The organism is Sphingosinicella sp. CPCC 101087, assembly GCF_004151485.1.
Classification (GTDB): Bacteria; Pseudomonadota; Alphaproteobacteria; order Sphingomonadales; family Sphingomonadaceae; genus Allosphingosinicella.
Window position 1 is genome coordinate 231485 of the sequence record NZ_SBFF01000004.1, and the last position, 23736, is coordinate 255220.

Genomic DNA, 23736 nt, shown 5'->3' on the forward strand with positions numbered 1-23736 from the left:
GAGGAAGGATGGAGTCGCCGGGGCTAAAGCATAGACTCGCCCCGATGAAAAGCGTCGGGGCCCGGGCAGACGGCCGTCAGGGGCTGTCGAACGATTCGAAGCGGGCGGTCGCCTCGGCTGCGGGCAGCGGGAGCCGGACCAGCTCGCCGAAGTGGGCGCGCACGCCGCAGCTCGCATAATGGATGGCTCGGGGATCGACGCCTTCGACGCCGGCATGGGGATGGCCATGGCGATAGACTTCGCCGCGATCGTCCCAGAAGAGCATGACCGGGACCGGCCGGCCGCGCCATTCCGGCGGATCGGTGGCCTCGGCCGCGGCTTCGCGGGTGGCCGAATACCAGCCCGAGGACGGGTCCGGCCGGAGCCGGTCGGCGGCCAGCGAGCAGCTATGGGCATTCGCGCCGATCGCGTCGCCGCGCACATCCAGGCTGCCGTCGCCATTGACCCGCACCGCCACCTGGGCCCAGGCGGCCCGCTCGAACACCGGCAGAAGCCGCCGGAAAAGCGGATGGTCGCGAAAGGTCTCTTCGAAATCGACCACCGGCACGACGAACAAGGCGGCCGCGCCGGGCCGCGCCCAAGCGGGCGCCCCGATGCCGGCGATCAGCTGCTCGCGGCGCTCGACATAAGCTTTCTCGACGCAGGTCCAACCGGCATCCGCATCATCCGCGCAGCGGTCACGCTCGCGCAGCCAGGAACGCTGCGCGGCGGCTATGCCGGGGTCGGCCGCGGCGGCGCGGGCGTAGAGACCGGCCACCACCCGGTCGAGCGCACGCAGACGCCCACCTTGATCGCCGCAGATCAGCCGCTCGACCGGCCCCGACGCCCGCGTGCAGTCGAAGGATGGCGCCGCCTCCTCCTCATCGGGACGAAGTCGAGCGACCAGAGCCCGGTGTTCGGCGGCGGAGAGCTCCGCCGTCGCGTCGCCGCCGCGCACGAGCAGGGGCCCAGCGAACTCTGCGCCGGTGAGATCGTTGATCTGGTGGAGCCCAACGACCGTTCGGTCGATGCGTGCGCCCGTCCAGTCATCTCCGCCTTCGCCCCAGTAGGTGTGAAGGCTGGCCTCGGTCAGATCCGCCCCGCGAAAGCTGATCGCCCGTTCGAGCGGACAGCCGTCGCCCAGGGAGATCCCGCAATCGAACTGGAAACCGCGAAGGTTCGCGCGATCGAGGCGGAGATTATCGAGGCTGCCATCCCAGCCGCCGTCGATCCGGCCACCGGACAGATCGGCGCCCGAAGCATCGACATCCTTCATCACCGGCCGGCGCAGCAGGACGCGCGGCATGCGGGCCCCCGTCAGCCGGGCCCCGGTCAGGTCGGCGCGGACGAAGCCGATTCCGGTCGCGTCGGCGCCGCGCCAGTCGCTGCCGGCGAGGCCGGTATCGAGGAAGCAGACATTGTGGAGCCGGGCACCGCGGAAATCGGCCCCGGCGAAATCACCGCCCTTGACCACGATCAGGGCGTCGCCGCGCGCCGCGCGCAAGGCAATGAGCGCCCCCGCATCGAGCGTTGCGCCCTCGAACTGTCCAGAAAGGGCGGACTCCTCCGCGCCCTCGTAAATAGGGCCCAGCGCCGTCTGGCAGTCCTGGCCCACGGCGGCCGCGGCCGCCAGCGAAGCCGCGGCAAGCCAGGTCAGCGCCACGGGCCGTCCTTTCCATTCATCCGGCAAGGCCCGTCGCGCAGACGGCGGCCGAGCCGGCCGTGACGCTCAGTATCTCGGAATCGCGCAAGGAACGGACGCGATGGAGAAACTGGTCGACGGAGTCCGATCTGCCGGCTTGGCCGAGGTCCCTTAGCCGGTACAATTGCGCGAGGGAAAGGCGATCGGCCATCCGGCCCGCCATGCAGGCGGCGAGCGGCTCGGAGAGCCCTGTCTCGACCAATGCGACCCTGAGTCGCGTCTCCGGAGTCGCGCAGCCGGCCAGCAGCAAGGCGAATCCGAGCCATGACGCTCCCCGCGCCGCGCGCAAGGTCACGCCGCCGCCCGGCCGATCGCCTTCTGGCGACGGCGCTGCACCGAGGAGCCGATTCCCAGCGCCTCGCGATATTTGGCGACCGTGCGGCGTGCCAGATCGAAGCCCTCGGCCTTGAGCAAGTCGACGAGCTGGTCGTCGGACAGGATTCGGTTCGGCTCCTCGGCGCCGATCAGCGCCTTGATGCGGCTCTTTACCGCCTCGGAGGAGACCGCTTCGCCCCCCTCGGCCGCGTCGGTGGCCCTGACCCCGCTCGTGAAGAAATATTTGAGCTCGAACAGGCCGCGCTCGCAGGCGAGATATTTGTTCGAAGTGACCCGGCTCACCGTCGATTCGTGCATGCCGATCGCTTCCGCCACCGCCCGCAGGGTCAGCGGCTTCAGCTGCGACACGCCGTGCCTGAAGAAGCCTTCCTGCTGCGTTACGATCTCGCTCGCTACCTTGACGATGGTTCGGGCACGTTGGTCGAGCGCCTTCATCAGCCAGTTGGCGCTCTGCAGGCACTCGGAGAGCCACGCTTTGGACTGGCGGTCCTGCGCACCGCCAGAAAGCTCGGCATAATAGGTCCGGTTGACGAGCAATCGGGGCAGGGTCGCGCTATTGAGCTCGACCGCCCAGCCACCGCCGCGGCGAGCGATGAATATGTCGGGGACGATGGCGTCCACCCGTTCGGTAGAGGCAAAGCGGCAGCCGGGCTTGGGATCGTAGGCGCGCAGCTCGCGTATCATGTCGCCGAGATCCTCGTCGTCAATCCCGCAGATCCGCCGCAATGCCGCCAGGTTGCCCTTGGCGAGATAATCGAGATTGTCGATCAGGCGGGCCATCGCCGGATCGTAGCGATTCGCGTCCTTCGCCTGAAGGGCGAGGCATTCGGCAAGGCTGCGTGCCCCGACTCCGGCCGGGTCGAAGGTCTGGATCACGGCGAGTACCCGCTCGACCTCGTGGAGCGGGGCACCGAGACGCTGGGCGATGTCGAGCAGGGAAGCGAGGAACCAGCCCGTCTCCTCGATCTGCTCGATGATCTGGTCGGCAATGGCGAGATCCATGCCGTCGAGGCACATACCGGCCTGCCGGCGCAGATGGTCGTGAAGCGAGACCTGCTCGCTGGCGAAGCTGTCGAAATCGACGCCCTCGTCGCCGGTGCCGCCGGCCGAGGACGCCCCGCCGCCGGAAAGCCCGAGTCCGCCGTCCAGGCCCATCGTCGCGTCGGCGGCGCTGTCCTGGTGGAAGTCCTCGCTGTTGAGATCGACGTCGAGCGGTGCATCCGCAATGGCGTCGCCACCCGTCACCAACTCATCCACCGTCGCCGCTTCACTGCGCTCGACCGCAGGGTCGGCAGGCTCCCCCGGCGTCTCAGCCTCGCCGCCCGCGGATTCGAGCAACGGATTGCGCTCGATCTCCTCTGCGATGAAGCTCTCGACCTCCAGATTGGACAGCGCCAGCAGCCGAATGGCTTGCTGGAGCTGCGGAGTCATCACCAGCGACTGCGACTGGCGGAGATCGAGACGGGGACCCAGCGCCATCAGTCTGCCCTCAGATCGCGATCTTTCGGGCGCGACGGGCCCCGGGCGGCGCTGGGGCTCGGCGAAACGTCACAGCTCGAAGCTTTCGCCAAGATACAGGCGGCGGACATTCGGGTCCTTGACCAGATCCTCCGGACTGCCGGCGAACAGCACCTGTCCGCCATAGATGATGCAGGCACGGTCGACGATGTCGAGCGTCTCGCGGACATTATGGTCGGTGATGAGAACGCCGATGTCGCGCTTCTTGAGTTCACCGATCAAGTCGCGAATATCCTGGATGGAGATCGGGTCAATGCCCGCGAACGGTTCGTCGAGCAGCATGATCGACGGATTGGCGGCGAGCGCCCGGGCGATCTCGCAGCGGCGCCGCTCACCGCCCGAAAGCGCCATGGCCGGTGCGTCGCGCAAGGCCTCGAGATGGAATTCGGCGAGCAGCTGCTCGAGCCGTTCGGCGCGAGCGGCCTTGTCGGGCTCGGCCACCTCGAGCACCGCCAGGATGTTCTGGGAGACCGAAAGTCCGCGGAAGATGGAGGTTTCCTGCGGGAGATAGCCAAGGCCGAGGATGGCGCGGCGATACATGGGCAGGCCGGTTATATCCTCGCCGTCGAGCAGGATACGGCCGCTGTCCGGCTTCACCAGCCCCATGATGGAATAGAAGCAGGTCGTCTTGCCGGCGCCGTTGGGGCCGAGCAGGCCCATCACCTCGCCGCGGTCGACGCCGAGCGAAACGTCGGTCAGCACGGCTTTCTTGTCGTAGGACTTGGCGATCGAGATGACCGACAGTCCGCGCGAGACGTCGCCGACCGCCGCCTTCACGTCGGGCCGCTCGATGGCGAGGCTCTCGTTCATTCGCTCTCCGCGGAGCCGCCGGCCGACGGGTCGATCGGCCTCCCCACTCCAGATTGTCGTTTCGTCACTGCTCCGCCCAAGCCGAAAGGCCGGTGGACGCCGTGCCCAGTCCCACTGCGTAGTTAGGTGATTGAGAGCGCGGCCTCAACCGGCAAGAGTCTTGCATGCGGGCCAGCCGCATCGCGCGGGCTCGCGCGACGGGCATCCTGCCGATCAATCCTGCCGCTGAGGTACGGTGAAGCGGCCGGTCACACGCCCGCCGGAATTCTCCGCGCCCGGAGCGCCTGCGGCTCCGCCGTCCATGACGGCACGGCCGCTGTCGAGGTCCAGCACCAGGCGCCCGCCCTGCACGTTCGACTCGCCGCGCGTGAGTGTGACGCTGCCTATCATCGTTACCAGCCGCCGGTTGAGGTCATAGATGGCGAACTGGCTGCGCGCGGTTTCGGACGGGCTGCGCAGCACGACGCCGCCGCTCGCCTCGAGCCGCTCGATCTCGATTCCGCCCGCACTGGCATAAGCTACGGTGAGGCGGGCCGTGTCGAGCTGCAGATTGCCTTGCCGTACCTCGACATTTCCGGTGAAGATGGCCCTGTCCGCGCGATCCTGAACCTCGATCCGATCCGCCGCGACGTCGACCGGCGCGTCGGTATCATGGCCCTTGAGCGCGGAGCCCGCGCCCTGTCCGAGCGCAGCCTGGGCGCCGATCGCGAGGAGGAAGGCGGCCATGCCGACGGCGAGGCTGCGGCTCATCCGACCCCTCCCTGTACGATGTGCAGGCGTGCGTTCCCTTCCAGCACGGCGCGCCGTGCCGGAAGATCCACCTGGAGCCGATCCGCCGAGAAGCGCCCGAGCGGCATCTGGCCGTTGACCGCGCCGCGGCTGGCGAGCGTACGCCCGCGCAGGTCGACGGTTACGTCTCGCGTCGCCAGACGATAGCCGTCCGCGGCGGTAAACAGGATCGGACCGCGCACGTCGACATGATCCACCTCCATGTCGTAGCGCGCCTCCCGAGCCACCAGGCGCGCCGGTCCGTCGTCGAGCAGGATCTGCGCGGTCATGTCGCGTATGTCGACGATCGGCACCGCCGAGCTCTGCTGCAGCGCCGAGCGGGCGTTGAGGATGAAGGGCCGCCCGCGGCTGTCCTGCCCGCGATATTGCGCGGCCTCGACCCGCATCCTTTCCTCGGCATGTTCGACCTTGTTCTTGTCGAGCAGGAAGCTGACCTCCTGCTTCTCCTCGAGCGGCGAGAAAGCAAGAAAGGCGAGCACGACTCCGATCGCCCCGGGCAGGGCGATCTTCATCAGGCGGATGACATGATCGTGGACGCCGCCAGGCGACGCCCAGCCGCGCTTGATCACCCGTTCGCGTTCGGCGAGCTCAGACATGCGCGAAGATGTCCTGATCCGCCCAGCCGGCAAGGTCCAGGATCGCGCGATGGGGCAGGAAGTCGAAGCAGGCCTGGGCGAGCGCCGCCCGGCCCTCCCGTTCGAGCCGCTCGTCAAGCTTCTCTCTCAGGGCATGGAGATAGCGCACATCCGATGCGGCATAGTCCTTCTGCGCGTCCGACAGCTCCGGACCGCCCCAGTCGGTCTGCTGCTGCTGCTTCGAGATCTCCTGACCGAGCAGCTCCTTCACCAGATCCTTGAGACCGTGCCGGTCGGTATAGGTCCGCACCAGCCGCGAAGCGGTCTTGGTGCAATAGGCCGGGGCGGCGACGATGCCGAGATAGGCGCGGATGGAAGCGAGGTCGAAGCGCGCGAAATGATAGAGCTTCAGCCGCTCCGGGTCGGTCAGCACCGCCTTGAGGTTGGGCGCGTCGAAGCGGCTCCGCGGGCCGAAGCGGACGAGATGTTCGTCGCCGCCGCCGTCGGAGATCTGCACCACGCAAAGGCGGTCGCGGCCGAGCTGCAGCCCCATCGTCTCGGTGTCGACGGCGACCGCCCCGGGGCCGAGCACGCCCGCGGGCAGATCCTCTTCGTGGAAGTGAACACTCATTGGTCGCAGATAAGGCGAAGCGGATGAACGCTCAATGGCCTCTCTCGGCCTCCGGCGGCTCCGCCGCCCGCAAAGCCTCCTTGCGCTTTCGGGCATTGCGCGCCGCCATGTTGAGCCCCTCGACCAGCGCCGAGAACGCCATTGCCGCATAGATATAGCCCTTGGGCACATGCACGCCGAAGCCGTCCGCGATGAGGATGGCGCCAATCATCAGCAGGAATCCGAGCGCCAGCATCACGACCGTCGGGTTGCGGTTGATGAAATTGGCGAGCGGTGTGGCCGCCACCATCATCACGCCGACCGCGAAGATCACTGCGATCACCATGACCACCAGATGCTCGGTCATCCCGACCGCCGTCAGGATCGAGTCGATCGAAAACACGATGTCGAGCATCAGGATCTGGACGATCACGGCGCCGAAGCCGACCGTCGCCTTGGTCGTGTCGAACATGTCGTCGGTCGGGCTCGGATCGACGGTGTGATGGATCTCCTTGGTGGCTTTCCAAACCAGGAACAGGCCGCCGGCGATCAGGATCAGGTCACGCCAGGAAAAGAGGGTCTCGAAAGCCGGCGCGCCATGCTCGTTCAGCGGACCTTGAATGCCGAGGTCGAAGACGGGCGCCGTCAGGCCGACCAGCCAGGCGATGACCGAAAGCAGCGCCAGGCGCATGATCAGGGCGAGGCTGATGCCGATACGGCGCGCTCTTGCGCGCTGCGCCTCGGGGAGCTTGTTCGACAAGATCGAAATGAAGATCAGATTGTCGATGCCGAGCACGACTTCCATCACCATCAGGGTGATGAGGGCAGCCAGCGCTTCTGGCTGCGCAAGGATGGCAAGAGCGTCGATCATGAGGTCCCCGAACCGTGAAGGCGTGGCATCCGCAATGCATGAACTGTTGCACCGGAGCAATGCGGCGCGGTGAAGTAGCCGACGAGACCCGGGGGGTCAGCCAAAATCTCTCGCAGGTGCACTATTTTTCCGCTATAGCGCTTGCCGGCGCGCCAATTTTCAGGCGCGAAGGCCTTTACGCGTTCTGCCCAGCGCGATGGTTCTGACAGGGGATTGGGCGCTGGAAAGTACTTGAATCAGATGGGTTTCGATAGAGGGCGGCGCGGCGAGCGCGGCGGACGCGGCAGAGACAAGCGCGATTTCATCGGAGAAGAAGGCCCGAGCCAGGAGCGCAGCTACGGCGGTGACCGATTCGGCGGCGGCGGTGACCGATTCGGCGGCGGCGGCGACCGATTCGGCGGCGGCGGTGGGGGCTATGGCGGCCCGCGCGGCGGCGGCGGCGGTTATGGCGGCCCGCGTGGCGGCGGGGGTGGCGGTTTCGGCAGCCCGCGCGGCGGCGGCGGAATGCCTCCCCAGGTCGTCGGCGAGGGCAAGGGAATCGTCAAGTTCTTCAACTCGCAGAAAGGCTTCGGCTTCATCGTGCGAGACGATGGCGGGGAGGACGTGTTCGTCCATATTTCCGCGGTGGAACAGGCCGGCCTGACCGGCCTTGCCGAAGGACAGCCGCTCGAGTTCACGCTCGTCGATCGCGGCGGGCGGGTCTCGGCCACCGATCTGAAGATCGAGGGCGATCCGTTGCCGGTCGAGGAAGCGCCGCGCGAGCGCGGGCCTCAGCGCCAGCTGACCGGAGAGAAAGCCACGGGCACGGTCAAGTTCTTCAATGCGACCAAGGGGTTCGGCTTCATCACGCGCGACGACGGACAGCCCGACGCGTTCGTCCACATCTCGGCCGTCGAGCGTGCCGGAATGATCTCCCTCAACGAAGGCGACCGGATCGAGTTCGAGCTGGAGGTGGACCGGCGCGGCAAGACCGCCGCGGTCAATCTCACGCCGATACAGTAACAAGGCTACGACGCGAAAAGGGGCCGGCAGCAATGCCGGCCCCTTTTTCCTGCCTGGTTCGGCGACCGCCCTCGGCGGGAACAGGCTCGCGCTGGCGACTTTCAAGCCACGCTCCTGCTCGACCCGCCGTGGCATTTTCCGAACCCGTAGCTCCGGCGTTCGCGCGATCAGGTAGCCAGGCGCTGGAGCGCTTCGATCGTGTCGGCCTCGTGTGCAGGCTTGTCGCGGCGGATTCGGGAAATTCGCGGGAAGCGCATCGCCAGGCCCGATTTGTGGCGCTTGCTGACGTGGATCGAATCGAAGGCGACCTCGAGGACGAGGCTTTTTTCGACCTCCCGCACCGGGCCGAATCGCTGGACGGTGTGGCTGCGCACGAAACGGTCGAGCCACATCAATTCCTCGTCGGTGAACCCGAAATAGGCCTTTCCGACGGGGAGCAGTTCGCCTTCGGCGTTCCAGCATCCGAAGGTGTAATCGGAATAATAAGACGAGCGCTTGCCGCTGCCTCGGGCCGCGTACATCAGCACGCAATCGGCGACGAGCGGGTCGCGTTTCCATTTATACCAGAGGCCGGTGCGGCGGCCGGGCACATAGAGGCTGTCCCGGCGCTTCAGCATAACGCCCTCGATCGCCGCGTCCCGGGTGCCGGCCCGGATCCGCTCGAGCGCGTCGAAATCCCTCGCCTCGATCAGGGGCGAGACGTCGAACCGCTGGGGATCGAGGGCCGTGGCGAAGCCTTCGAGCCGCCGACGCCGCTCGATCCAGGGAAGGCCACGAAGATCCTCCTTTCCCTCGATCAATATGTCGTAGAGCCGCACGAAGGCAGGAAAGTCGGCGAGCATTCGCGCCGACACCGTCTTACGTCCGAGACGTTGTTGGAGGGCGTTGAAGCTTCCCGCCTGGCCGCCCTGGAACTCGCCACGAACCAGCATCTCGCCGTCGAGCACGCCTTCGGTCCGGAAGGCCTCGGCGACGTCGGGAAAGCTACGGGAGATGTCGTCACCGGCGCGGCTGTAGAGGCGGCTCTCGCCGCCGGCCCGCACGACCTGGACGCGGATCCCGTCCCACTTCCATTCGGCGGCGAACTCGTCCATCGAGACGCGCAGGTCTTCCAGCGGATGCGCGAGCATGAACGGCCGGAAGACAGGTACGTCGTCGACGGTCGGCTGGGCGCTGCGCCCCTCTGCCCAGTCGAACAAGGGCAGATACGGCGCACCGATGCCATGCCACACCTCCTCCACCGCATCGACGTCGAGATCGAAGGCCTGAGCAAGCGCGACCTTGGCCAAACGGGCGGAGATTCCGATCCTGAGCTCGCCGGTCGCCAGTTTGAGCAAGGCGAAGCGCCCGCTCGCATCAAGGTGGTCCAGCATCGCCGCCAGAGCTCCCGGCGCTTCGGCGCGACCCATTCCGGCCAGACGCTCGACGACGTTGGCGATGCGAAGCGTGCCGTCGTCGAGATCGGCGGGCTGAGCCTCCGACTTCGGCCAGAGCAAGGCGGCGGTCTCGGCCAGGTCGCCGACATAGTCCCAGCTCATGTTGAAAAGGGTGGGATCGACCCTTTCCTCGACGATCGCCCGAATCGCTGCGGCCTTGACCGCCGGAAGGTTGAGTTCGCCGGTGAGCGCCGCGAGCGCGTAGCCGCGGTCAGGATCGGGCGTCCGCCGGAGATAGTCGCCGATCAGCTTCAGCTTGGCGCTGCGCGAGCGCGTGTAGACGAGCGCGTCCAGAAGCTGGGAGAAATCTCTCATCCGGCGGCTATTCTCCCGTTCCTCCCCATCGCAGGCAAGCCATGACGCTTTACCGCTCCTTCCTGTTCCTCCTGCTGGTCGGCTTAGCCCTGCTCGCCTGGAGCTACCGCACCGCCGTTTCGGATCCGATCGTGCGCGAGGCCGAGGTTGCGCTTGCCGGATGGCCACCCGGCGTGCCTCCGGTCCGCGCGCTGCTCGTGTCGGACATTCACGTCGCCGGTCCCGACATGCCGCCGTCGCGGCTCGAGCGGATCGTCGAGCAGATCAATGGGCTTCGGCCCGATCTGGTGCTGATCGCCGGCGACCTGGTGAGCGACAAGCTATGGTCGACCCGCGCCTACACTCTGACCGAGGCGGTGGAGCCGCTCGCCCGGCTTCGGCCGCGGCTCGGCGTGTTCGCCGTGCTCGGCAATCACGACCATTGGCGCGATGCCGGCGAAGCGCGGCGGGCGCTGGAGGCGGCCGGAATTGCCGTGCTCGACAATGAGGCTGCTCGAGCGGGTCCGCTCGTCATCGGCGGGCTCGACGACGCCTTCACCGGCCGACACGACATGCCGGCGACGATGACGGCGATGGAGCGGATGGAGGGTCCGGGCCTGTTGCTCAGCCACAGCCCGGATCCCTTTCCGTCGGTTCCCCCGGCGACAGGCCTGATGCTCGCCGGGCATACCCACTGCGGCCAGATTCGACTGCCGCTGGTCGGCGCCCTGTCGACCATGTCGGAGCATGGCGACCGCTATGCCTGCGGACGGATCGACGAGGCCGGCAAGTCACTGATCGTGACGGCCGGAATAGGCACAAGCCTCCTGCCGTTGCGCCTGGGTGCGCGGCCGGACATGTGGCTGGTGGAGATCGGCCCGGAACGCCTTCGACCGCACGGTCGTTGACCGCGCGTAACGGCAGAGGAGGCCTGCATGCTCCGCTTCATCGGATGCGTCGTACTGATTGCAATCCTGCTGGCAGTGTTGATCCTGTTCGGCATTATCGACCTCGTCTTCTGATCGTCACGGGCCCGGCCCTTGGCGCTCAGGAAAGCTGCAGTGCCTTCAGCGCGACGACGAATCCGGTGATCAGGAACAGGAAGGCGCCGACGATCCGGATGGCGCGGATCGGGACCGTCGTCGCGAAGCTGCGCCCCAGAAGTGCGGCCGGAACAGCGGCCCCCAGGATCCCGGCGATTGCCCCCGCGGCGGCGAGGGAGGGCGAATCGAACCGGCCGGAGAGCGCGAAAGTGATGAATTGCGTTCGGTCGCCCATCTGCGCGGCGAGACACAGGATCGCCGCCGCGAGGATTGCGGGCGTTCTTGGCGACCCTAGGGCAGGGGGGCCCCGGCGGACCAGTCCGGCGACTCCTGCGAACAGAAGCGCCAGCGCCACCAACAGGCTCATGGCGCGTATCGTGATGGTCCCGCCGATCAGCGTCCCGGCGAAGGCGGCGGCGGCACTGCTCAGGATCGCGGCCGCCAGCGCTCCGGCCAGGACCAGGCCGGGGCGTCCGGAGCGCGCAGCGAGAAGGGCGACGAGGAGCTGGCTCTTGTCGCCCCATTCGGCGAGGCTCGCCGCGACGAAGGCGGTGACGAGGGCGTCCATGACGTGTCGATCGGGCGCGTCGGCTCAATCGCCGAAGCGGACCGACACCGAGGCGAGCAGGGCCTCGCTGGCCTGCGGGTCGATCCGCTCGCAGCCGATCGCGTCCCGGAGCCGGTCGAAATAGAGTCCGGCCGGGCAGCCGCGCGGCTGGGCCTGCACGGCGCGCGAGAGCGCTTCGGCGAGGCTCACCACCGGCGCCAATCCGTAGGCTGCCGCAAGCGTCCGGATCGTTCCGATCCCTCCCATGAGATCGCGCACGCTCATCCGCTCCGCGGCCCCCTGCAGCCGATCGAGCCGGTCGCAAAGCTCCGCCCGTACCAGGAGCATTCCGTCATGATCGCGTCGCATCGGCCTGTTCCCCATGGCCCATCATCCGGACGGAATGCGCCTTTTTAATTACAGCCCGGTTAAGCGGGCGGCGGCCCAAGGACGGCCGGCCTTGACAGAATCAGCGCTTCAGGGCAGAGGCGGCGCGCGACAGGGCGGCGGAAGCGCCGCTTTATTTTTTCGTGCATCCAGTTTTTGAAAGAGGCTGTCATGGCCAAGCCGACCACGGTGAAGATCAAGCTCGTCAGCACCGCCGACACGGGCTTCTATTATGTCACCAAGAAGAATCCTCGGAACATCACCGAGAAGATGACCTTTCGCAAATATGATCCCGTCGTGCGCAAGCACGTCGAGTTCAAGGAAGCCAAGATCAAGTAATCCATGGCCGCGAGGCCACGGCATGATGCGCTAGGCCGGCCCCGAATCGGGCGCCGGCCTTTCCAATTCAGACTGGCCCTCCTCCGGCTCGCGGGCCGGCGCGGCGGGACCTTCGCCGGTCCACCCCCTGGCGCCCTCCTCAGCCGCCTCCGCATTTTCGATCGGGTCGTAGGGCTGCCCGCCTTGGGCCGCCGGCTCCGGTCCCTCCGGAGCGGCCGGCTCGGCGTCGGCAGGCCGAGCCGCGGCGGCTTCGAGCATGCCGGCCACCGCCTCGACGAACTTCAGTACCGAAATGGGCTTGGAGACATAGCCTTCGGCCCCAGCGTCGCGAATCCGCTCCTCATCGCCTTTGGCGGCATAAGCCGTGACCGCCATGATCGGGGTTCGCCTGAGGCCGACGTCCGACTTCATCTGCTCGATCAGCTCAAGGCCGCTAACATAGGGCATCTGAATGTCCATCACGACGAGGTCGGGCACGAAGGCGCGGGCGCGATCGACCGCCTCGCGCCCGTCGCGCACCGCCTCGGTCTCGTAACCGTGAGCGCGCAGCAGGTCGCAGAACAGCTTCAGGTTGAGCTCGTTGTCCTCGACAACCAGAATCTTTTGTCCCACCGGGGCGCTGTAGGCGATGCGGGATGAACAGACAAATGACGCCGCGACGGCTTTGCGCGCGCTAGGCTGGACGCTGAGCGAAGATGCGCGCGCCGAGCGCCTGCTGGCGCTGACCGGACTCACGCCCGACGGCTTGCGCGCGCGGGTTGGCGAACCGGCGCTGCTCGCCGCCAGTCTGCGCTTTCTCGAGGCGCACGAGCCCGACCTCGTCGCCTGCGCCGAGGCGCTCGGCCTCACACCATTGCAGCTGGTCGAGACCCGCCGCAGACTAGAGATGGGGAGCTGAAGCCATGCCGCAGTCCGTTCCGCCCGCTCAAGGCAGGCCCTTGCTGATCAGCGACTGCGACGAGGTCATTCTCCATTTCGTTAGCCATTTCGCCGATTGGGTGGAGGAGGCAGCCGACCTCAACTTCACGCTCGACTCGCCGGGGTTCGTCGGGGCCTTGCGCAACCGCGACGGGCAGGTCGTGCCCGAAGAGCGGGTCTGGCCCTTGCTCGACCTGTTCTTCGAGCGCGAGATGCATCGGCAGAACATCGTGCCCGGCGCGGCCGAGGCCCTGACGGAAATCGGCCGCCACGCCGACATCGTCATCCTCACCAATATCGGCAACGATTATCAGGCGAATCGCGTGGCCCAGCTCGAAGCGTTCGACATCCGCCACCGGGTGCTGTGCAACCGCGGCGGCAAGGGCCGGCCGGTTCAGGAATTGGTCGCCGAGATGAAGCCGAGCAGGACGGTCTTCGTCGACGACCTGTCGGTCCACCACGAGTCGGTTGCGAAGCACGCCCCCAACGTCTGGCGGCTCCACATGATCGCCGAGCCTCGGCTGGCGGCGCCGACCCCACCGTCGCCCCACGCTCATGCCCGCATCGACGATTGGGGCGCCGCGCTCCCGTGGATCCTGGATCGGCTGGGGGCGCGATAGGCCTCGCTTTTCGTCCGCTCTTGACCCGCACGGGTGGCCGGTGCTTACCGCAAGTCATGACCGACACCATCGCAAACCGCCTCGCCGAGCTCGGCATCGAGCTTCCCGAACCCGCAGCACCGGTGGCCGCTTACGTGCCGGCGGTGGAAGTGAACGGGCTGCTCCACATTTCGGGTCAGCTCCCGTTCGACGAAGGCGAATTGATGGTCGGCCGCCTTGGCGAGAATCGAGACCTCGACTTCGGGCAGCGGGCGGCGCGGCGTTGCGGCGTCATGCTGCTGGCGCAGATGCGCGCAGCCCTGGGCTCGCTCGACCGGGTGGAACGGGTCGTGAAGCTCAACGTGTTCGTGAACAGCGCCGGAAGCTTCACCGAGCAGCCAAAGGTGGCGAACGGCGCTTCGGAGCTGATGGAGCAGGTGTTCGGCGAAGGCGGTCGCCATGCGCGCAGCGCCGTGGGCGTGCCGGTGCTCCCGCTCGGCGCAGTCGTCGAGATCGACGCGGTCGTGGCCGTGCGGGCCGGTTGAATTCGAAGCGACGATCCGCTGACGGCGCCATGGCGCGTCGCGAGCGGCTCGCTCGGCTGATCGCGCGGCCGTTCGCGCATCGGGGGCTGCATGGAAAGGGCCGGGTCGAGAATAGCCGCGCCGCGTTCGATGCGGCGATCGCCGCAGGATTCGGAATCGAACTCGATGTGCAGGCGAGCGCCGACGGCGAGGCGATCGTCTTCCACGACTACGACCTTGAGCGGCTCACCGAGAGCAGGGGCCTCGTCGCTGCCTTTACGGCCGATTCCCTGGCCCGGGTCCGCCTGCGGGGAACTGCGGAAGCGATCTCGACGCTTCCTGAGGTCCTCGACCTGATCGGCGGACGCACGCCGCTGCTGATCGAGCTCAAATCGCCGGGCCGCCGCGTCGCCGCGCTGAGCGGAGCGGTGCAGCGCGCGCTGGAGCGCTATGATGGTCCGGTGGCGGTGATGTCGTTCAATCCCGAGATCGGGCGCTGGTTCGCACGCAATGCTCCGGGCCTGCTGCGTGGCCTCGTGGTCACCGAGGCGGGCCGCCGCTGGCGCGGCGGTGTGGCGCGGCAGATCGCCTTCTGGCGCTCCAGGCCCGATTTCCTCGCCTACGACATACGCGACCTGCCATCCCGGTTCGCCGCGCGCCAGCGGTCGCGGGGACATGTGGTGCTGACCTGGACCTGCCGTAGCGAGGACGAGAAGAAGCGGGCGGGGCGCCATGCCGATCAGGTCATCTTCGAAGAAGCCGAAGCTGCTGCGCCGGCGGAAAGTCGTCCGGCATGAGCGGCGAGCCGATCGTCGCTCGCCTCGCGCCGGGCATCGCCACGTTCAGCCACTCCGACTGGGACCGCTGCGCCGGGCACGACGATCCCTTCGTTGGTCACGCCTTTCTTTCGGCGCTGGAGGAATCGGGCAGCGCCAACGCATCTACCGGCTGGCAGCCGGCGCCCATCGCAATCGACGGTCCGGACGGACGGCCCGATGCCGTCATGCCGGCTTATGTGAAGAGTCACAGCCTCGGCGAATATGTCTTCGATCATGGCTGGGCCGACGCCTATGAGCGGGCTGGAGGCAGCTATTATCCCAAGCTGCAAATCGCGGTTCCGTTCACGCCGGTTCCCGGCCGGCGGCTGCTGGCCCGCCGGCCGGCGCTCGCACCGGTGCTGATTGCCGCCGCCGAGCGGGTGGTCGCCTCGCACCGGCTTTCCTCGGCCCACGCAACGTTCATCGCCAACGAAGAGGTGCCGTTGTTCGAACAAGCCGGATGGCTGATCAGGACGGACAGCCAGTTTCACTGGCTGAACGAGGGCTATGCCAGTTTCGAGGACTTCCTCGCCTCCCTATCGTCGCGCAAGCGCAAGATGATCCGCAAGGAGCGCGTTCTCGCGCTGGAAGGCCTGGAGGTCGCCCACGTCACCGGCGAAGCGATCGAGGAGGCGCATTGGGACGCCTTCTGGACCTTCTACCAGGACACCGGGGCCCGCAAGTGGGGGGGCCCTTATCTCACCCGCCATTTCTTCTCGCTGCTCGGCGAGCGGCTGGCGGACCGGATCCTGCTGGTGCTTGCGTTTCGCGACGGCCGCCCGATTGCCGGCGCGTTGAACCTGATCGGCACCCATGCGCTCTACGGTCGCTATTGGGGCGCGATCGAGGAGGTGCCGCACCTCCACTTCGAGATCTGCTACTATCAAGCGATCGAGGCGGCGATTTCCCGCGGGCTGGAGCGGGTCGAGGCCGGCGCGCAGGGCGCGCACAAGCTCGCCCGCGGCTACCGCCCCGTACCGACTTTCTCGGCTCATCACATCGCCGATCCCAATCTCAGGGGTGCAGTCGCGGCCTATCTCGCCACCGAGCGCCGCGCCGTGTCCCGAGAGATCGAGGCACTCGAGGATTTCACGCCTTTTCGGCGGGCGTGAGGGATTGCCCGGGCGGGTCGACGCCTTATGGTCGCGGATCGAAGAAGCCCGCGGGTAAGCAGGGGGAACCGATCGCATGCTGAAGAAAGTCTGGGCCGTGGCCTCGCTGCTCGCCCTCGCGCCGGCGCAGGCGCAAGTGCCGGAAGGGCCCGAGCGGCATTTCGTCGCCCGCGACCTGTTCGGACTCGAAGTGGCCGCCGATCCTCAGATCAGCCCCGACGGGCGCTGGATCGCCTATGTCCGCCGCTCCGGCGACATCATGACCGACCGGTTCCGCCCGTCCATCTGGCTGATCGACACGCGAAGCGGCGAGCAGCGGCCGCTGGCAGCGGGGCCGGGCGCGCACAGCCAGCCGCGCTGGTCTCCGGACGGCGAGCGGCTCGCCTTTATTTCAACCGCCGAAGCCGAGCGGCCGCAGCTGTTCGTGCGCTGGATGGAGAGCGGCGAGACGGCACGGATCACCGGCCTTCCCGAGGCGCCGAGCAGCATCGCCTGGTCTCCGGACGGGAGCCAGATCGCTTTTTCCATGTTCGTTCCGGACCAGGGAATGAAGCTCGGGACTCCGCCGACGCGCCCGGAAGGCGCGCAATGGGCGGAACCGCTCGAGATCATCACGGCGGTCAGTTACCGGGCCGACGGCCAAGGCTATCTGCGGCCCGGCTACGAACAGATCTTCCTGGTTCCGGCCGAAGGGGGAACGCCACAGCAGCTGAGCTTCGGTCCCTACAATCATGGCGGCCCGGTCTCCTGGATGCCGGACGGGCGCACGATCCTGTTCAGCAGCAACCGTTCGGAGGATTGGGAGCGCGAAGCGGTGAACAGCGAGGTTTATTCGCTCGACCTCGCCACCAATACGATCCGCGCCCTCACCGAGCGGGAGGGTCCCGACGGCTCGCCTGCGGTGTCGCCGGACGGGCGGCTGATCGCCTATACCGGCTTCGACGACCGCCGCCGGGGCTACGAAAACTCCATTCTCTACGTGATGAACGCGGACGGGACCAACCGCCGTGCGCTCACCGAGTCGCTCGATCGCAGCGTCGATTCGCCGACCTGGGCGGCCAACGGCCGCGCGATTTACGTCTCCTATGACGATCAGGGCGAGACGCGCGTCGCGCGCGTCGGGCTCGACGGGTCGATACGAACCGTTGCCGACGGGCTGAGCGGCGCCAGTCTCGACCGTCCCTATAGCGGGGGCAGCTTCAGCGTCGCCCGAGACGGCACCGTCGCCTTCACCGGCGGCAGCGCAACCCGGCCGGCGGACGTGATGATCGCCCGCGGCGGCGAGCGGCGGCAGCTCACGCGGCTCAACGCCGAACTGCTCGGCGGCAAGACGCTCGGCGAGGTGCGGCCGATCGAAACCGCATCCAGTTTCGATGGCCGGCCGGTGCAGGCGTGGCTGACGCTCCCCCCGGGCCATGCCGAGGGGCAGCGCCACCCCCTGATCCTCGAGATACATGGCGGTCCCTTCGCCGCCTACGGCCCGCACTTTTCGACCGACAACCAGCTCTATGCGGCGGCAGGCTACGCCGTGCTGTCGGTCAATCCCCGTGGCTCGACCTCCTATGGCGCCGAGTTTGCCAACCTCATTCATCACGCCTATCCGGGCAACGACTATGACGATTTGATCAGCGCCGTCGACGCAGCGATCGCCCAGGGCGTCGTCGATCCGGAGCAGCTCTACGTTACCGGCGGATCGGGCGGGGGCGTGCTCACCGCCTGGATCATAGGCAAGACCAACCGGTTCCGTGCCGCGGCGGTCCAGAAGCCGGTGATCGACTGGTCGAGCTTCGCGCTCACCGCCGACAATCCGGCCTATTTCTCGCGCTACTGGTTCGGAGCCTATCCGTGGGAGGATCCCGAGGCGTTCTGGCGGCGCTCACCGCTGTCGCTGGTCGGCAACGTCCAAACACCGACCCTGGTCGTGGTGGGGAGCGAGGATTACCGAACGCCGGTCAGCGAATCCGAACAATATTATACGGCGCTGCAGCTGCGCGACGTGCCGACGGCTCTGGTGAAGGTGCCCGGTGCCAGCCATGGCGGCATCGCGGCGCGGCCGTCGCAGAGCGGCGCCAAGGCGGCGGCGATCCTGGCCTGGTTCGAACGGTATCGGGACGGAACGCCGCGGGCGGCTCAAACGGCGGCGGGCTCTGCGCCTGCGCCGGGCGGACAGGCGTCGGGGTCGGCGACGGAATGATCCTCTCCCCCAGCGCGAGGGAGTGGAAGTTGGATCAGGCGGCGCGCCTCTCCGGGCTGACATCGGCGAGCCAGGCCCGCGCCTGGCGCTGAGCTTCGGCGATCTCGCGCGCACTCATCTCCTCGGCGATGTCGGCGCGCCACGACTGCGCCTCCAGGCTGCCGTTCAGGGCGGCGAGATTGAACCACTTATGGGCTTCGACGAGGTCGACCTCGACCCCGCCGCTGCCGGTCGAGTAAGCGACCCCGAGCTCGTAAAGCGCCTGGACGTTGCCGGCCACGGCGTCGGCGATCCGGCTCTGGACCAGGAATGCGGCTGATTCGAGACTGTGCGCCATCTGACATTCCCCCGTTCACGTATCGAGGATCGGTCATGGACGGCTCTTTCCCAAGAAATGGTTAACGCCGCGCTGACCTTCTCGTCCGGAGGAATGCGGCTGTGCCGGTCATCCTGCGCCGGCCGGCGGCACGACCGGCACATTGTCGATGAGACGGGTCCGTCCCATGCGCGCGGCAGCAAGGAGGCGGGCCGGTCGGGCGAGCCGGTCGACAGGCGCCAGCGTCTCGGCATCGCGGAGCTCGACATAATCGATCGGATCGAAGCCGGCTGCGGCGAGATGGGCCGTGGCCGTTCCCAGCGCCCGGCCGACCGCGCCGCCGGCGGCGATCGCGGCCGCCGCCTCGGCCAGCGCGGCGGGAAGGGCGCGCGCGGCCTCGCGCTCTCCTGCGGAAAGATAGAGGTTGCGCGAGGACAGAGCGAGGCCGTCGGCCTCGCGAACCGTCGGGACGCCGATAATCTCGACCGCCAGGTCGAGGTCGGCAACCATGCGGCGGATGACGGCGAGCTGCTGGTAATCCTTCTCCCCGAACAAGGCGACGTCCGGCCGAACCTGGTTGAGCAGCTTGGCGACGACGGTTGCGACACCGTTGAAATGGCCGGGTCGGGCGGCGCCGCACAGGCCCTCGCTCACGCCGGCAACGCTGACGGTAGTCGCGAAGCCGGCCGGATACATGGCCTCGCCACCCGGAGCCCAGAGCAGCGCGCAGCCGGCCTCCTCCAGCATCGCTGCATCCTCCGCCTCGCGGCGCGGATAGGTCGCGAGATCCTCGCCGGCGCCGAACTGCATGGGATTGACGAAGATCGAGGCGACGACCGACGGCGCATGCCGCAGAGCCTCGGCAACCAGTGCCATGTGGCCGGCGTGGAGGGCGCCCATCGTCGGAACCAACGCCACCGGTCCACCGGCATCGCGCAAGGCGGCGACGGCGCGGCGGAGGGCCGCGACTTCACGGATGATTTGCACCGCTTATTTGGCTCCGATAGAGGAGGAACGGGGGTTCTTTGCGGGCCGCCGCTTTCTATTTCAAGTATCAGGAAAGACAGGCAGCAGCATGACCGGCGCGACGCCGCATTTCCTCGTTTTCGCCAATGAGAAGGGCGGCACCGGCAAGTCGACGACGGCCGTGCATAGTGCCGTGGCGCTTGCCGCGCAGGGGCGCAGGGTCGCGGCGCTCGACCTCGACACGCGCCAGCGCACGCTCGGCCGTTATCTCGACAATCGCGCGGCGACGATAAAGCGCAAGGGGATCGACCTGCCGATGCCGGTCTATGAGACCTACGATCCGGCCGGCGGCGAAAACCTCGAATCGCTGATCGCGCGGGTCGGCGAGGGCATGGACGTCCTGGTCATCGATACACCGGGCCGCGATGATCCGGACGCGCGGGCGGCGATGATCCGCGCCGACACATTGGTAACGCCGATCAACGACAGCTTCGTCGACCTGGACCTGATCGGCGAGGTCGACCCAGACAGTTATCGCGTGCGCCGGCCCAGCTTCTACGCCGAGCTGGTGTGGAACAGCCGCACCCAGCGTGCCAAGGCGCACGGGATGAGCGTCGATTGGGTGGTGCTTCGCAATCGCGTCCAGCACGTCGAGGCACGAAACATGCGCCGTGTCGGCGATGCACTCACCGAATTGTCGCGACGAGTCGGATTTCGAGTGATTCCAGGTCTGCACGAGCGGGTAATCTATCGCGAACTATTTCCGAAGGGCCTCACCCTGCTCGACCTGCAGCAACTCGGGCAGGTGGGAATCGCCCATGTCGCCGCCCGGCAGGAACTGCGCGAGATGATCGCCGGCTTCGCCCTGTCCGAGCCGGGCGCCGAAGCCGCCCCCCGCCAGGTGGCGGCAGGGTGATCGCCAAGCTGCTGATCCTCGTCGCCATCGCGGCGGGAATCTGGATCTGGTGGCGGCGCACAACTCGGCGCAGGCCCGCAATGTCGGTCGCCGAGGCGAGAGCCCTGCTCGGCGTCCAGGACGGGGCGACCTTGAAGGAAATACGCGACGCGCACCGGCGGCTGATCGCCCGCGTCCATCCCGATACCGGCGGATCGGCCGAGCTCGCCACGCGGGTCAATGCCGCTCGTGATGCCCTGGTGGCGGAGCTCAATCGCGCGCCGGCGCGCCGGCGCTGATCGCGCCCGAGCGCCCCCCGCCGAGGCCGAAGCGTCGTGCGAGGCAAGGGAGCACGGCAAGGCGCGACGGACGGCGCATCTTTTCAGACGAGAATCCGTTCACACGGGCTGCCTTCATGCTCTAGGCGGGACCGGCACGACCGGTTCCGGCTCGTTCCTCCTTGTCTCCAATCATGGAGTTGCCTGAATGTCCCACAGCTTCCATCCCTCTTCGCTGCGCGAATATGACATTCGCGGAATCGTCGGGAAGACCCTGAGCGAGGACGACGCTTATGCGCTCGGCCGAAGCTTCGGCACGCTCGTTCGGCGGGGTGGAGGCGGCAAGGTAGCGGTCGGCCGGGACGGACGGGAAAGCTCGCCGGCGTTCGAGACCGCGCTGGTGCGCGGGCTGACCGGCAGCGGCGTCGACGTCGTCCGGGTAGGTGTCGGTCCGACGCCAATGCTCTATTATGCCGAGGCAGAGCTCGTCGGCGTGGGCGGCGGCATCCAGATCACCGGCAGCCACAATCCGCCCGAATATAATGGTTTCAAGATGGTGCTCGGACACAGCGCCTTCTTCGGCGAGGAAATCCAGAAGGTCGGGCGCATGGCTGCGGCCGGAGACTGGGAAGAAGGCAACGGGTCGGTCGAGGATGACGAAGTGCTCGATCGATATGTCGACCGACTGCTCCAGGACTTCGACGGCGGGCCTTTCAGGATCGGCTGGGACGCCGGCAACGGGGCCGCCGGTCCGGCCGTCGAGAAGCTCACGGCAAAGCTGCCGGGCGAGCATCACCTCCTCTATACGGACATCGACGCCCGCTTCCCCAATCATCATCCCGACCCGACCGACGAGCGCAATCTCGAGGACCTGAAGGCGCTCGTGCGCGAGAAGCGCCTGGACTTCGGCGTCGCCTTCGATGGCGACGGCGACCGGATCGGCGCTGTCGATGGCGAAGGACGCGTGATCTGGGGCGATCAGCTGCTCGCCATCCTCGCCGAGCCGGTGCTCCAGGCGGAGCCTGGCTCCACGATCATCGCCGACGTCAAGGCGAGCCAGGCTCTGTTCGACCGCATCGCCGAACTCGGGGGCAAGCCCTGCATGTGGAAGACGGGGCACAGCCTGATAAAGTCGAAGATGAAGGAGACCGGGGCGCCTTTGGCTGGAGAGATGAGCGGCCATATCTTCTTCGCCCACCAGTTTTACGGCTTCGACGATGCACTCTATGCCGCCGTCCGGCTCATCCGCGCGGTGACGGGACTCGGCGAATCACTCACCGCCTTGAAGTCGGCCATGCCCAAGGTGATCAACACGCCCGAAATGCGCTTCCAGGTCGACGAAAGCCGCAAGTTCGCAGTAGTCGACGAAGTGCTCGACCGGCTCTCGGCGGATGGTGCCGACGTGAATCGGACCGACGGCGCGCGCGTCACCACGCCCGACGGATGGTGGCTGCTGCGCGCGTCCAACACGCAGGACGTGCTGGTCGCACGCGCCGAAGCGAAGGACGAAGCGGGCCTGGAGCGGCTGGTGGCGCAGATCGACGCGCAGCTCGGTTTGTCGGGCATCGAGCGCGGCCCGCAGGCCGGCCACTGATGCCCCAGCTTCGTGCCGAGCCCGTCATTTTCGGCTTGGCCTGGGCCGCCCTCGCCGTGGCGGCGGCACTGACGGCGGGCTGGATCGCCGGAGCGGCCCTGTCGGTTGGATTGATGCTCGTCATCATGCCGGTAAGCAGCCTCGTACTGACGCGGGCGGAGAGCTTCCGGGCCGAACGCTTGGCGCGGTGGGGAATCTTGGCGGTGGCTGCGCTGGCATTCGCGCTTCTGGCGGGCGGGCGGGGATAAGGTAGCCGGCTCTCTCCATGCGGAGCACGGTTCAGTCGTCCTCGTCCTCATATCCGACGAGATTGAGTTCGCGGGCCTTGATCTGGCGAGTCATGCACCAGTGCTTGAGCGCCTCCTCCCGCCCATGGGTGATCCAGACCTCGCGCGGGGCGAGCTCGGCGATCGTGCGGGTAAGCTCGTCCCAATCGGCATGGTCGGAGACGATGAGCGGGAGCTCGACCATCCGCTGGCGCGCCCGCTGTCGGATCCGCATCCAGCCCGACGCCATGGCGGTGATCGGATCGGGAAGACGGCGCGACCACCGGTCGTTTAGGCAGCCGGGAGGAGCGAGCACGATTCGGCCCCTCATCTCGTCCTTGGCGACGCCGGTCGCCGGACGCAGCTCTCCGAGCGGCACCCCGAATCCGATATAAAGGTCGCACAGCCGCTGTAGCGCGCCATGGATATGGATCGGCTCGTGATGACCGCGGCAGCGCAGCTCCGCGATCAAGCGCTGCGCCTTGCCGAGGGCATAGGCGCCGACGAGGATGCAGCGATCGGGATTGTCGTGCAGCCGGGCGAGCAGCCGATCGATTTCCTCCACTGTGGCCGGATGGCGGAAGACCGGTAGGCCGAACGTCGCCTCCGTGACGAAGACATCGCAGGGGACCGGCTCGAACGGCGCGCACGTCGGATCGGGCCGGCGCTTGTAGTCGCCGGAAACGACGACTCGCTCGCCGGCATGTTCGAGCACGATCTGGGCCGAGCCGAGGACGTGGCCGGCAGGGACGAACCTCAGGTCGACTTCGCCCAGCCGGACCGCCTCGCCATAGGCCAAAGGTCGTCCCTCCTGGGGCCCGTAGCGTGTCTCCATGATCGCGAGAGTCTCGGGCGTCGCCCACACCGCGCCGTGGCCGCCACGGGCATGATCCCCATGGCCGTGAGTCACGATGGCGCGGGGCTTCGGCTGCGCCGGATCGACCCACGCGTCTGCAGGACGCACGTAGATGCCATCGGAAAATGGTTCAATCCAGGAACCCAGGCGCGCCATGTGAGC

At 67.5% G+C, this 23736-nt stretch carries 27 protein-coding genes and 1 pseudogene; 13 read left to right on the forward strand and 15 right to left on the reverse strand.

What is annotated here, in order from left to right:
- Positions 1-76 precede the first annotated feature (76 nt).
- The 8 genes from EKM57_RS08335 to EKM57_RS08370 form a co-directional block, all read right to left on the reverse strand.
- Positions 77-1642: a pentapeptide repeat-containing protein gene (locus EKM57_RS08335; RefSeq protein WP_165357285.1), complete on the reverse strand. Its 1566-nt coding sequence runs from the start codon at positions 1640-1642 to the stop codon at positions 77-79.
- A gap of 16 nt (positions 1643-1658) precedes the next feature.
- On the reverse strand, positions 1659-1976 hold the full coding sequence (locus EKM57_RS08340) for a hypothetical protein (protein WP_129792024.1): 318 nt from the start codon (positions 1974-1976) through the stop codon (positions 1659-1661).
- A complete protein-coding gene (gene rpoN, locus EKM57_RS08345; protein WP_129792025.1) occupies positions 1973-3496 on the reverse strand; it encodes an RNA polymerase factor sigma-54 in 1524 nt (507 codons plus the stop codon). Before rpoN ends, EKM57_RS08340 begins: the two co-directional genes overlap by 4 nt.
- 69 nt (positions 3497-3565) lie before the next feature.
- Positions 3566-4345 carry an LPS export ABC transporter ATP-binding protein gene (gene lptB / locus EKM57_RS08350; RefSeq protein WP_129792026.1) on the reverse strand — a complete coding sequence of 260 codons (780 nt, stop codon included), beginning with the start codon at positions 4343-4345 and terminating at the stop codon, positions 3566-3568.
- 213 nt (positions 4346-4558) lie between these two features.
- On the reverse strand, positions 4559-5095 hold the full coding sequence (locus tag EKM57_RS08355) for an LptA/OstA family protein (protein WP_129792027.1): 537 nt from the start codon (positions 5093-5095) through the stop codon (positions 4559-4561).
- Positions 5092-5730, reverse strand: coding sequence for an LPS export ABC transporter periplasmic protein LptC (locus EKM57_RS08360; protein ID WP_129792028.1), 639 nt, complete (start codon positions 5728-5730; stop codon positions 5092-5094). Before EKM57_RS08360 ends, EKM57_RS08355 begins: the two co-directional genes overlap by 4 nt.
- A complete protein-coding gene (locus tag EKM57_RS08365; RefSeq protein WP_129792029.1) occupies positions 5723-6340 on the reverse strand; it encodes a ribonuclease D in 618 nt (205 codons plus the stop codon). The genes EKM57_RS08360 and EKM57_RS08365 overlap by 8 nt, the downstream gene beginning before the upstream one ends.
- A 31-nt stretch (positions 6341-6371) precedes the next feature.
- The gene (locus EKM57_RS08370) at positions 6372-7190 is read right to left on the reverse strand and encodes a TerC family protein (protein ID WP_129792030.1); all 819 of its coding nucleotides are present in this window, start codon (positions 7188-7190) and stop codon (positions 6372-6374) included.
- Positions 7191-7430: 240 nt separating this feature from the next.
- Between EKM57_RS08370 and EKM57_RS22735 the strand changes: the two genes are divergently transcribed.
- Complete coding sequence (locus EKM57_RS22735; RefSeq protein WP_129792031.1) at positions 7431-8192, forward strand: cold-shock protein; 762 nt, start codon at positions 7431-7433, stop codon at positions 8190-8192.
- 167 nt (positions 8193-8359) lie between these two features.
- Here EKM57_RS22735 and EKM57_RS08380 read toward each other — a convergent pair whose 3' ends face one another.
- On the reverse strand, positions 8360-9943 hold the full coding sequence (locus tag EKM57_RS08380) for a cisplatin damage response ATP-dependent DNA ligase (RefSeq protein WP_129792032.1): 1584 nt from the start codon (positions 9941-9943) through the stop codon (positions 8360-8362).
- Between the two features lie 41 nt (positions 9944-9984).
- On the opposite strand from EKM57_RS08380, the gene EKM57_RS08385 reads away from it, so the two are divergent.
- Positions 9985-10830, forward strand: coding sequence for a metallophosphoesterase (locus EKM57_RS08385; RefSeq protein ID WP_129792033.1), 846 nt, complete (start codon positions 9985-9987; stop codon positions 10828-10830).
- Between the two features lie 139 nt (positions 10831-10969).
- Here EKM57_RS08385 and EKM57_RS08390 read toward each other — a convergent pair whose 3' ends face one another.
- Together EKM57_RS08390 and EKM57_RS08395 are read right to left on the reverse strand one after the other, a co-directional pair.
- A complete protein-coding gene (locus tag EKM57_RS08390) occupies positions 10970-11533 on the reverse strand; it encodes a TMEM165/GDT1 family protein (protein WP_129792034.1) in 564 nt (187 codons plus the stop codon).
- 24 nt (positions 11534-11557) lie between these two features.
- The gene (locus EKM57_RS08395; protein ID WP_129792035.1) at positions 11558-11881 is read right to left on the reverse strand and encodes a hypothetical protein; all 324 of its coding nucleotides are present in this window, start codon (positions 11879-11881) and stop codon (positions 11558-11560) included.
- A 189-nt stretch (positions 11882-12070) separates the two neighbouring features.
- Between EKM57_RS08395 and rpmG the strand changes: the two genes are divergently transcribed.
- The gene (gene rpmG / locus EKM57_RS08400; RefSeq protein ID WP_129792036.1) at positions 12071-12238 is read left to right on the forward strand and encodes a 50S ribosomal protein L33; all 168 of its coding nucleotides are present in this window, start codon (positions 12071-12073) and stop codon (positions 12236-12238) included.
- Between the two features lie 252 nt (positions 12239-12490).
- Here rpmG and EKM57_RS22455 read toward each other — a convergent pair.
- A pseudogene (locus EKM57_RS22455) lies at positions 12491-12850 on the reverse strand (response regulator); the annotation flags it as partial.
- Between the two features lie 16 nt (positions 12851-12866).
- Between EKM57_RS22455 and EKM57_RS08410 the strand changes: the two are divergent.
- The 6 genes from EKM57_RS08410 (at position 12867) to EKM57_RS08435 (ending at position 18403) form a co-directional block, all read left to right on the forward strand.
- Positions 12867-13136 carry a DUF3572 family protein gene (locus EKM57_RS08410; RefSeq protein ID WP_129792038.1) on the forward strand — a complete coding sequence of 90 codons (270 nt, stop codon included), beginning with the start codon at positions 12867-12869 and terminating at the stop codon, positions 13134-13136.
- A gap of 4 nt (positions 13137-13140) precedes the next feature.
- On the forward strand, positions 13141-13776 hold the full coding sequence (locus tag EKM57_RS08415) for an HAD family hydrolase (RefSeq protein ID WP_129792039.1): 636 nt from the start codon (positions 13141-13143) through the stop codon (positions 13774-13776).
- Between the two features lie 56 nt (positions 13777-13832).
- Positions 13833-14300: a RidA family protein gene (locus EKM57_RS08420; protein ID WP_129792040.1), complete on the forward strand. Its 468-nt coding sequence runs from the start codon at positions 13833-13835 to the stop codon at positions 14298-14300.
- A 29-nt stretch (positions 14301-14329) separates the two neighbouring features.
- The gene (locus tag EKM57_RS08425; protein ID WP_129792041.1) at positions 14330-15076 is read left to right on the forward strand and encodes a glycerophosphodiester phosphodiesterase family protein; all 747 of its coding nucleotides are present in this window, start codon (positions 14330-14332) and stop codon (positions 15074-15076) included.
- Positions 15073-16209 carry a GNAT family N-acetyltransferase gene (locus EKM57_RS08430; protein ID WP_129792042.1) on the forward strand — a complete coding sequence of 379 codons (1137 nt, stop codon included), beginning with the start codon at positions 15073-15075 and terminating at the stop codon, positions 16207-16209. Before EKM57_RS08425 ends, EKM57_RS08430 begins: the two co-directional genes overlap by 4 nt.
- Before the next feature lie 76 nt (positions 16210-16285).
- Positions 16286-18403 carry a S9 family peptidase gene (locus tag EKM57_RS08435; RefSeq protein WP_129792043.1) on the forward strand — a complete coding sequence of 706 codons (2118 nt, stop codon included), beginning with the start codon at positions 16286-16288 and terminating at the stop codon, positions 18401-18403.
- Positions 18404-18437: 34 nt separating this feature from the next.
- On the opposite strand, the gene EKM57_RS08440 is transcribed toward EKM57_RS08435, so the two are convergent.
- Both EKM57_RS08440 and panC read right to left on the reverse strand, forming a co-directional pair.
- A complete protein-coding gene (locus tag EKM57_RS08440; RefSeq protein WP_129792044.1) occupies positions 18438-18740 on the reverse strand; it encodes an SEL1-like repeat protein in 303 nt (100 codons plus the stop codon).
- Positions 18741-18848: 108 nt separating this feature from the next.
- Positions 18849-19706, reverse strand: a complete 858-nt coding sequence (gene panC, locus EKM57_RS08445) for a pantoate--beta-alanine ligase (RefSeq protein ID WP_129792045.1) — start codon at positions 19704-19706, stop codon at positions 18849-18851.
- 88 nt (positions 19707-19794) lie between these two features.
- On the opposite strand from panC, the gene EKM57_RS08450 reads away from it, so the two are divergent.
- The 4 genes from EKM57_RS08450 to EKM57_RS08465 all read left to right on the forward strand — a co-directional run bounded on the left by EKM57_RS08450 (position 19795) and on the right by EKM57_RS08465 (position 22700).
- Entirely contained in the window at positions 19795-20601 is an 807-nt protein-coding gene (locus tag EKM57_RS08450) for a division plane positioning ATPase MipZ (protein WP_129792046.1), read from the forward strand.
- The gene (locus EKM57_RS08455; RefSeq protein ID WP_371414128.1) at positions 20598-20879 is read left to right on the forward strand and encodes a DnaJ domain-containing protein; all 282 of its coding nucleotides are present in this window, start codon (positions 20598-20600) and stop codon (positions 20877-20879) included. The genes EKM57_RS08450 and EKM57_RS08455 overlap by 4 nt, the downstream gene beginning before the upstream one ends.
- Positions 20880-21066: 187 nt before the next feature.
- Positions 21067-22452, forward strand: coding sequence for a phosphoglucomutase/phosphomannomutase PgmG (gene pgmG, locus EKM57_RS08460; protein WP_129792047.1), 1386 nt, complete (start codon positions 21067-21069; stop codon positions 22450-22452).
- Positions 22452-22700, forward strand: coding sequence for a hypothetical protein (locus tag EKM57_RS08465; RefSeq protein ID WP_129792048.1), 249 nt, complete (start codon positions 22452-22454; stop codon positions 22698-22700). Before pgmG ends, EKM57_RS08465 begins: the two co-directional genes overlap by 1 nt.
- Positions 22701-22731: 31 nt before the next feature.
- On the opposite strand, the gene EKM57_RS08470 is transcribed toward EKM57_RS08465, so the two are convergent.
- The gene (locus EKM57_RS08470; protein ID WP_129792049.1) at positions 22732-23730 is read right to left on the reverse strand and encodes a ligase-associated DNA damage response exonuclease; all 999 of its coding nucleotides are present in this window, start codon (positions 23728-23730) and stop codon (positions 22732-22734) included.
- Positions 23731-23736: the final 6 nt, after the last annotated feature.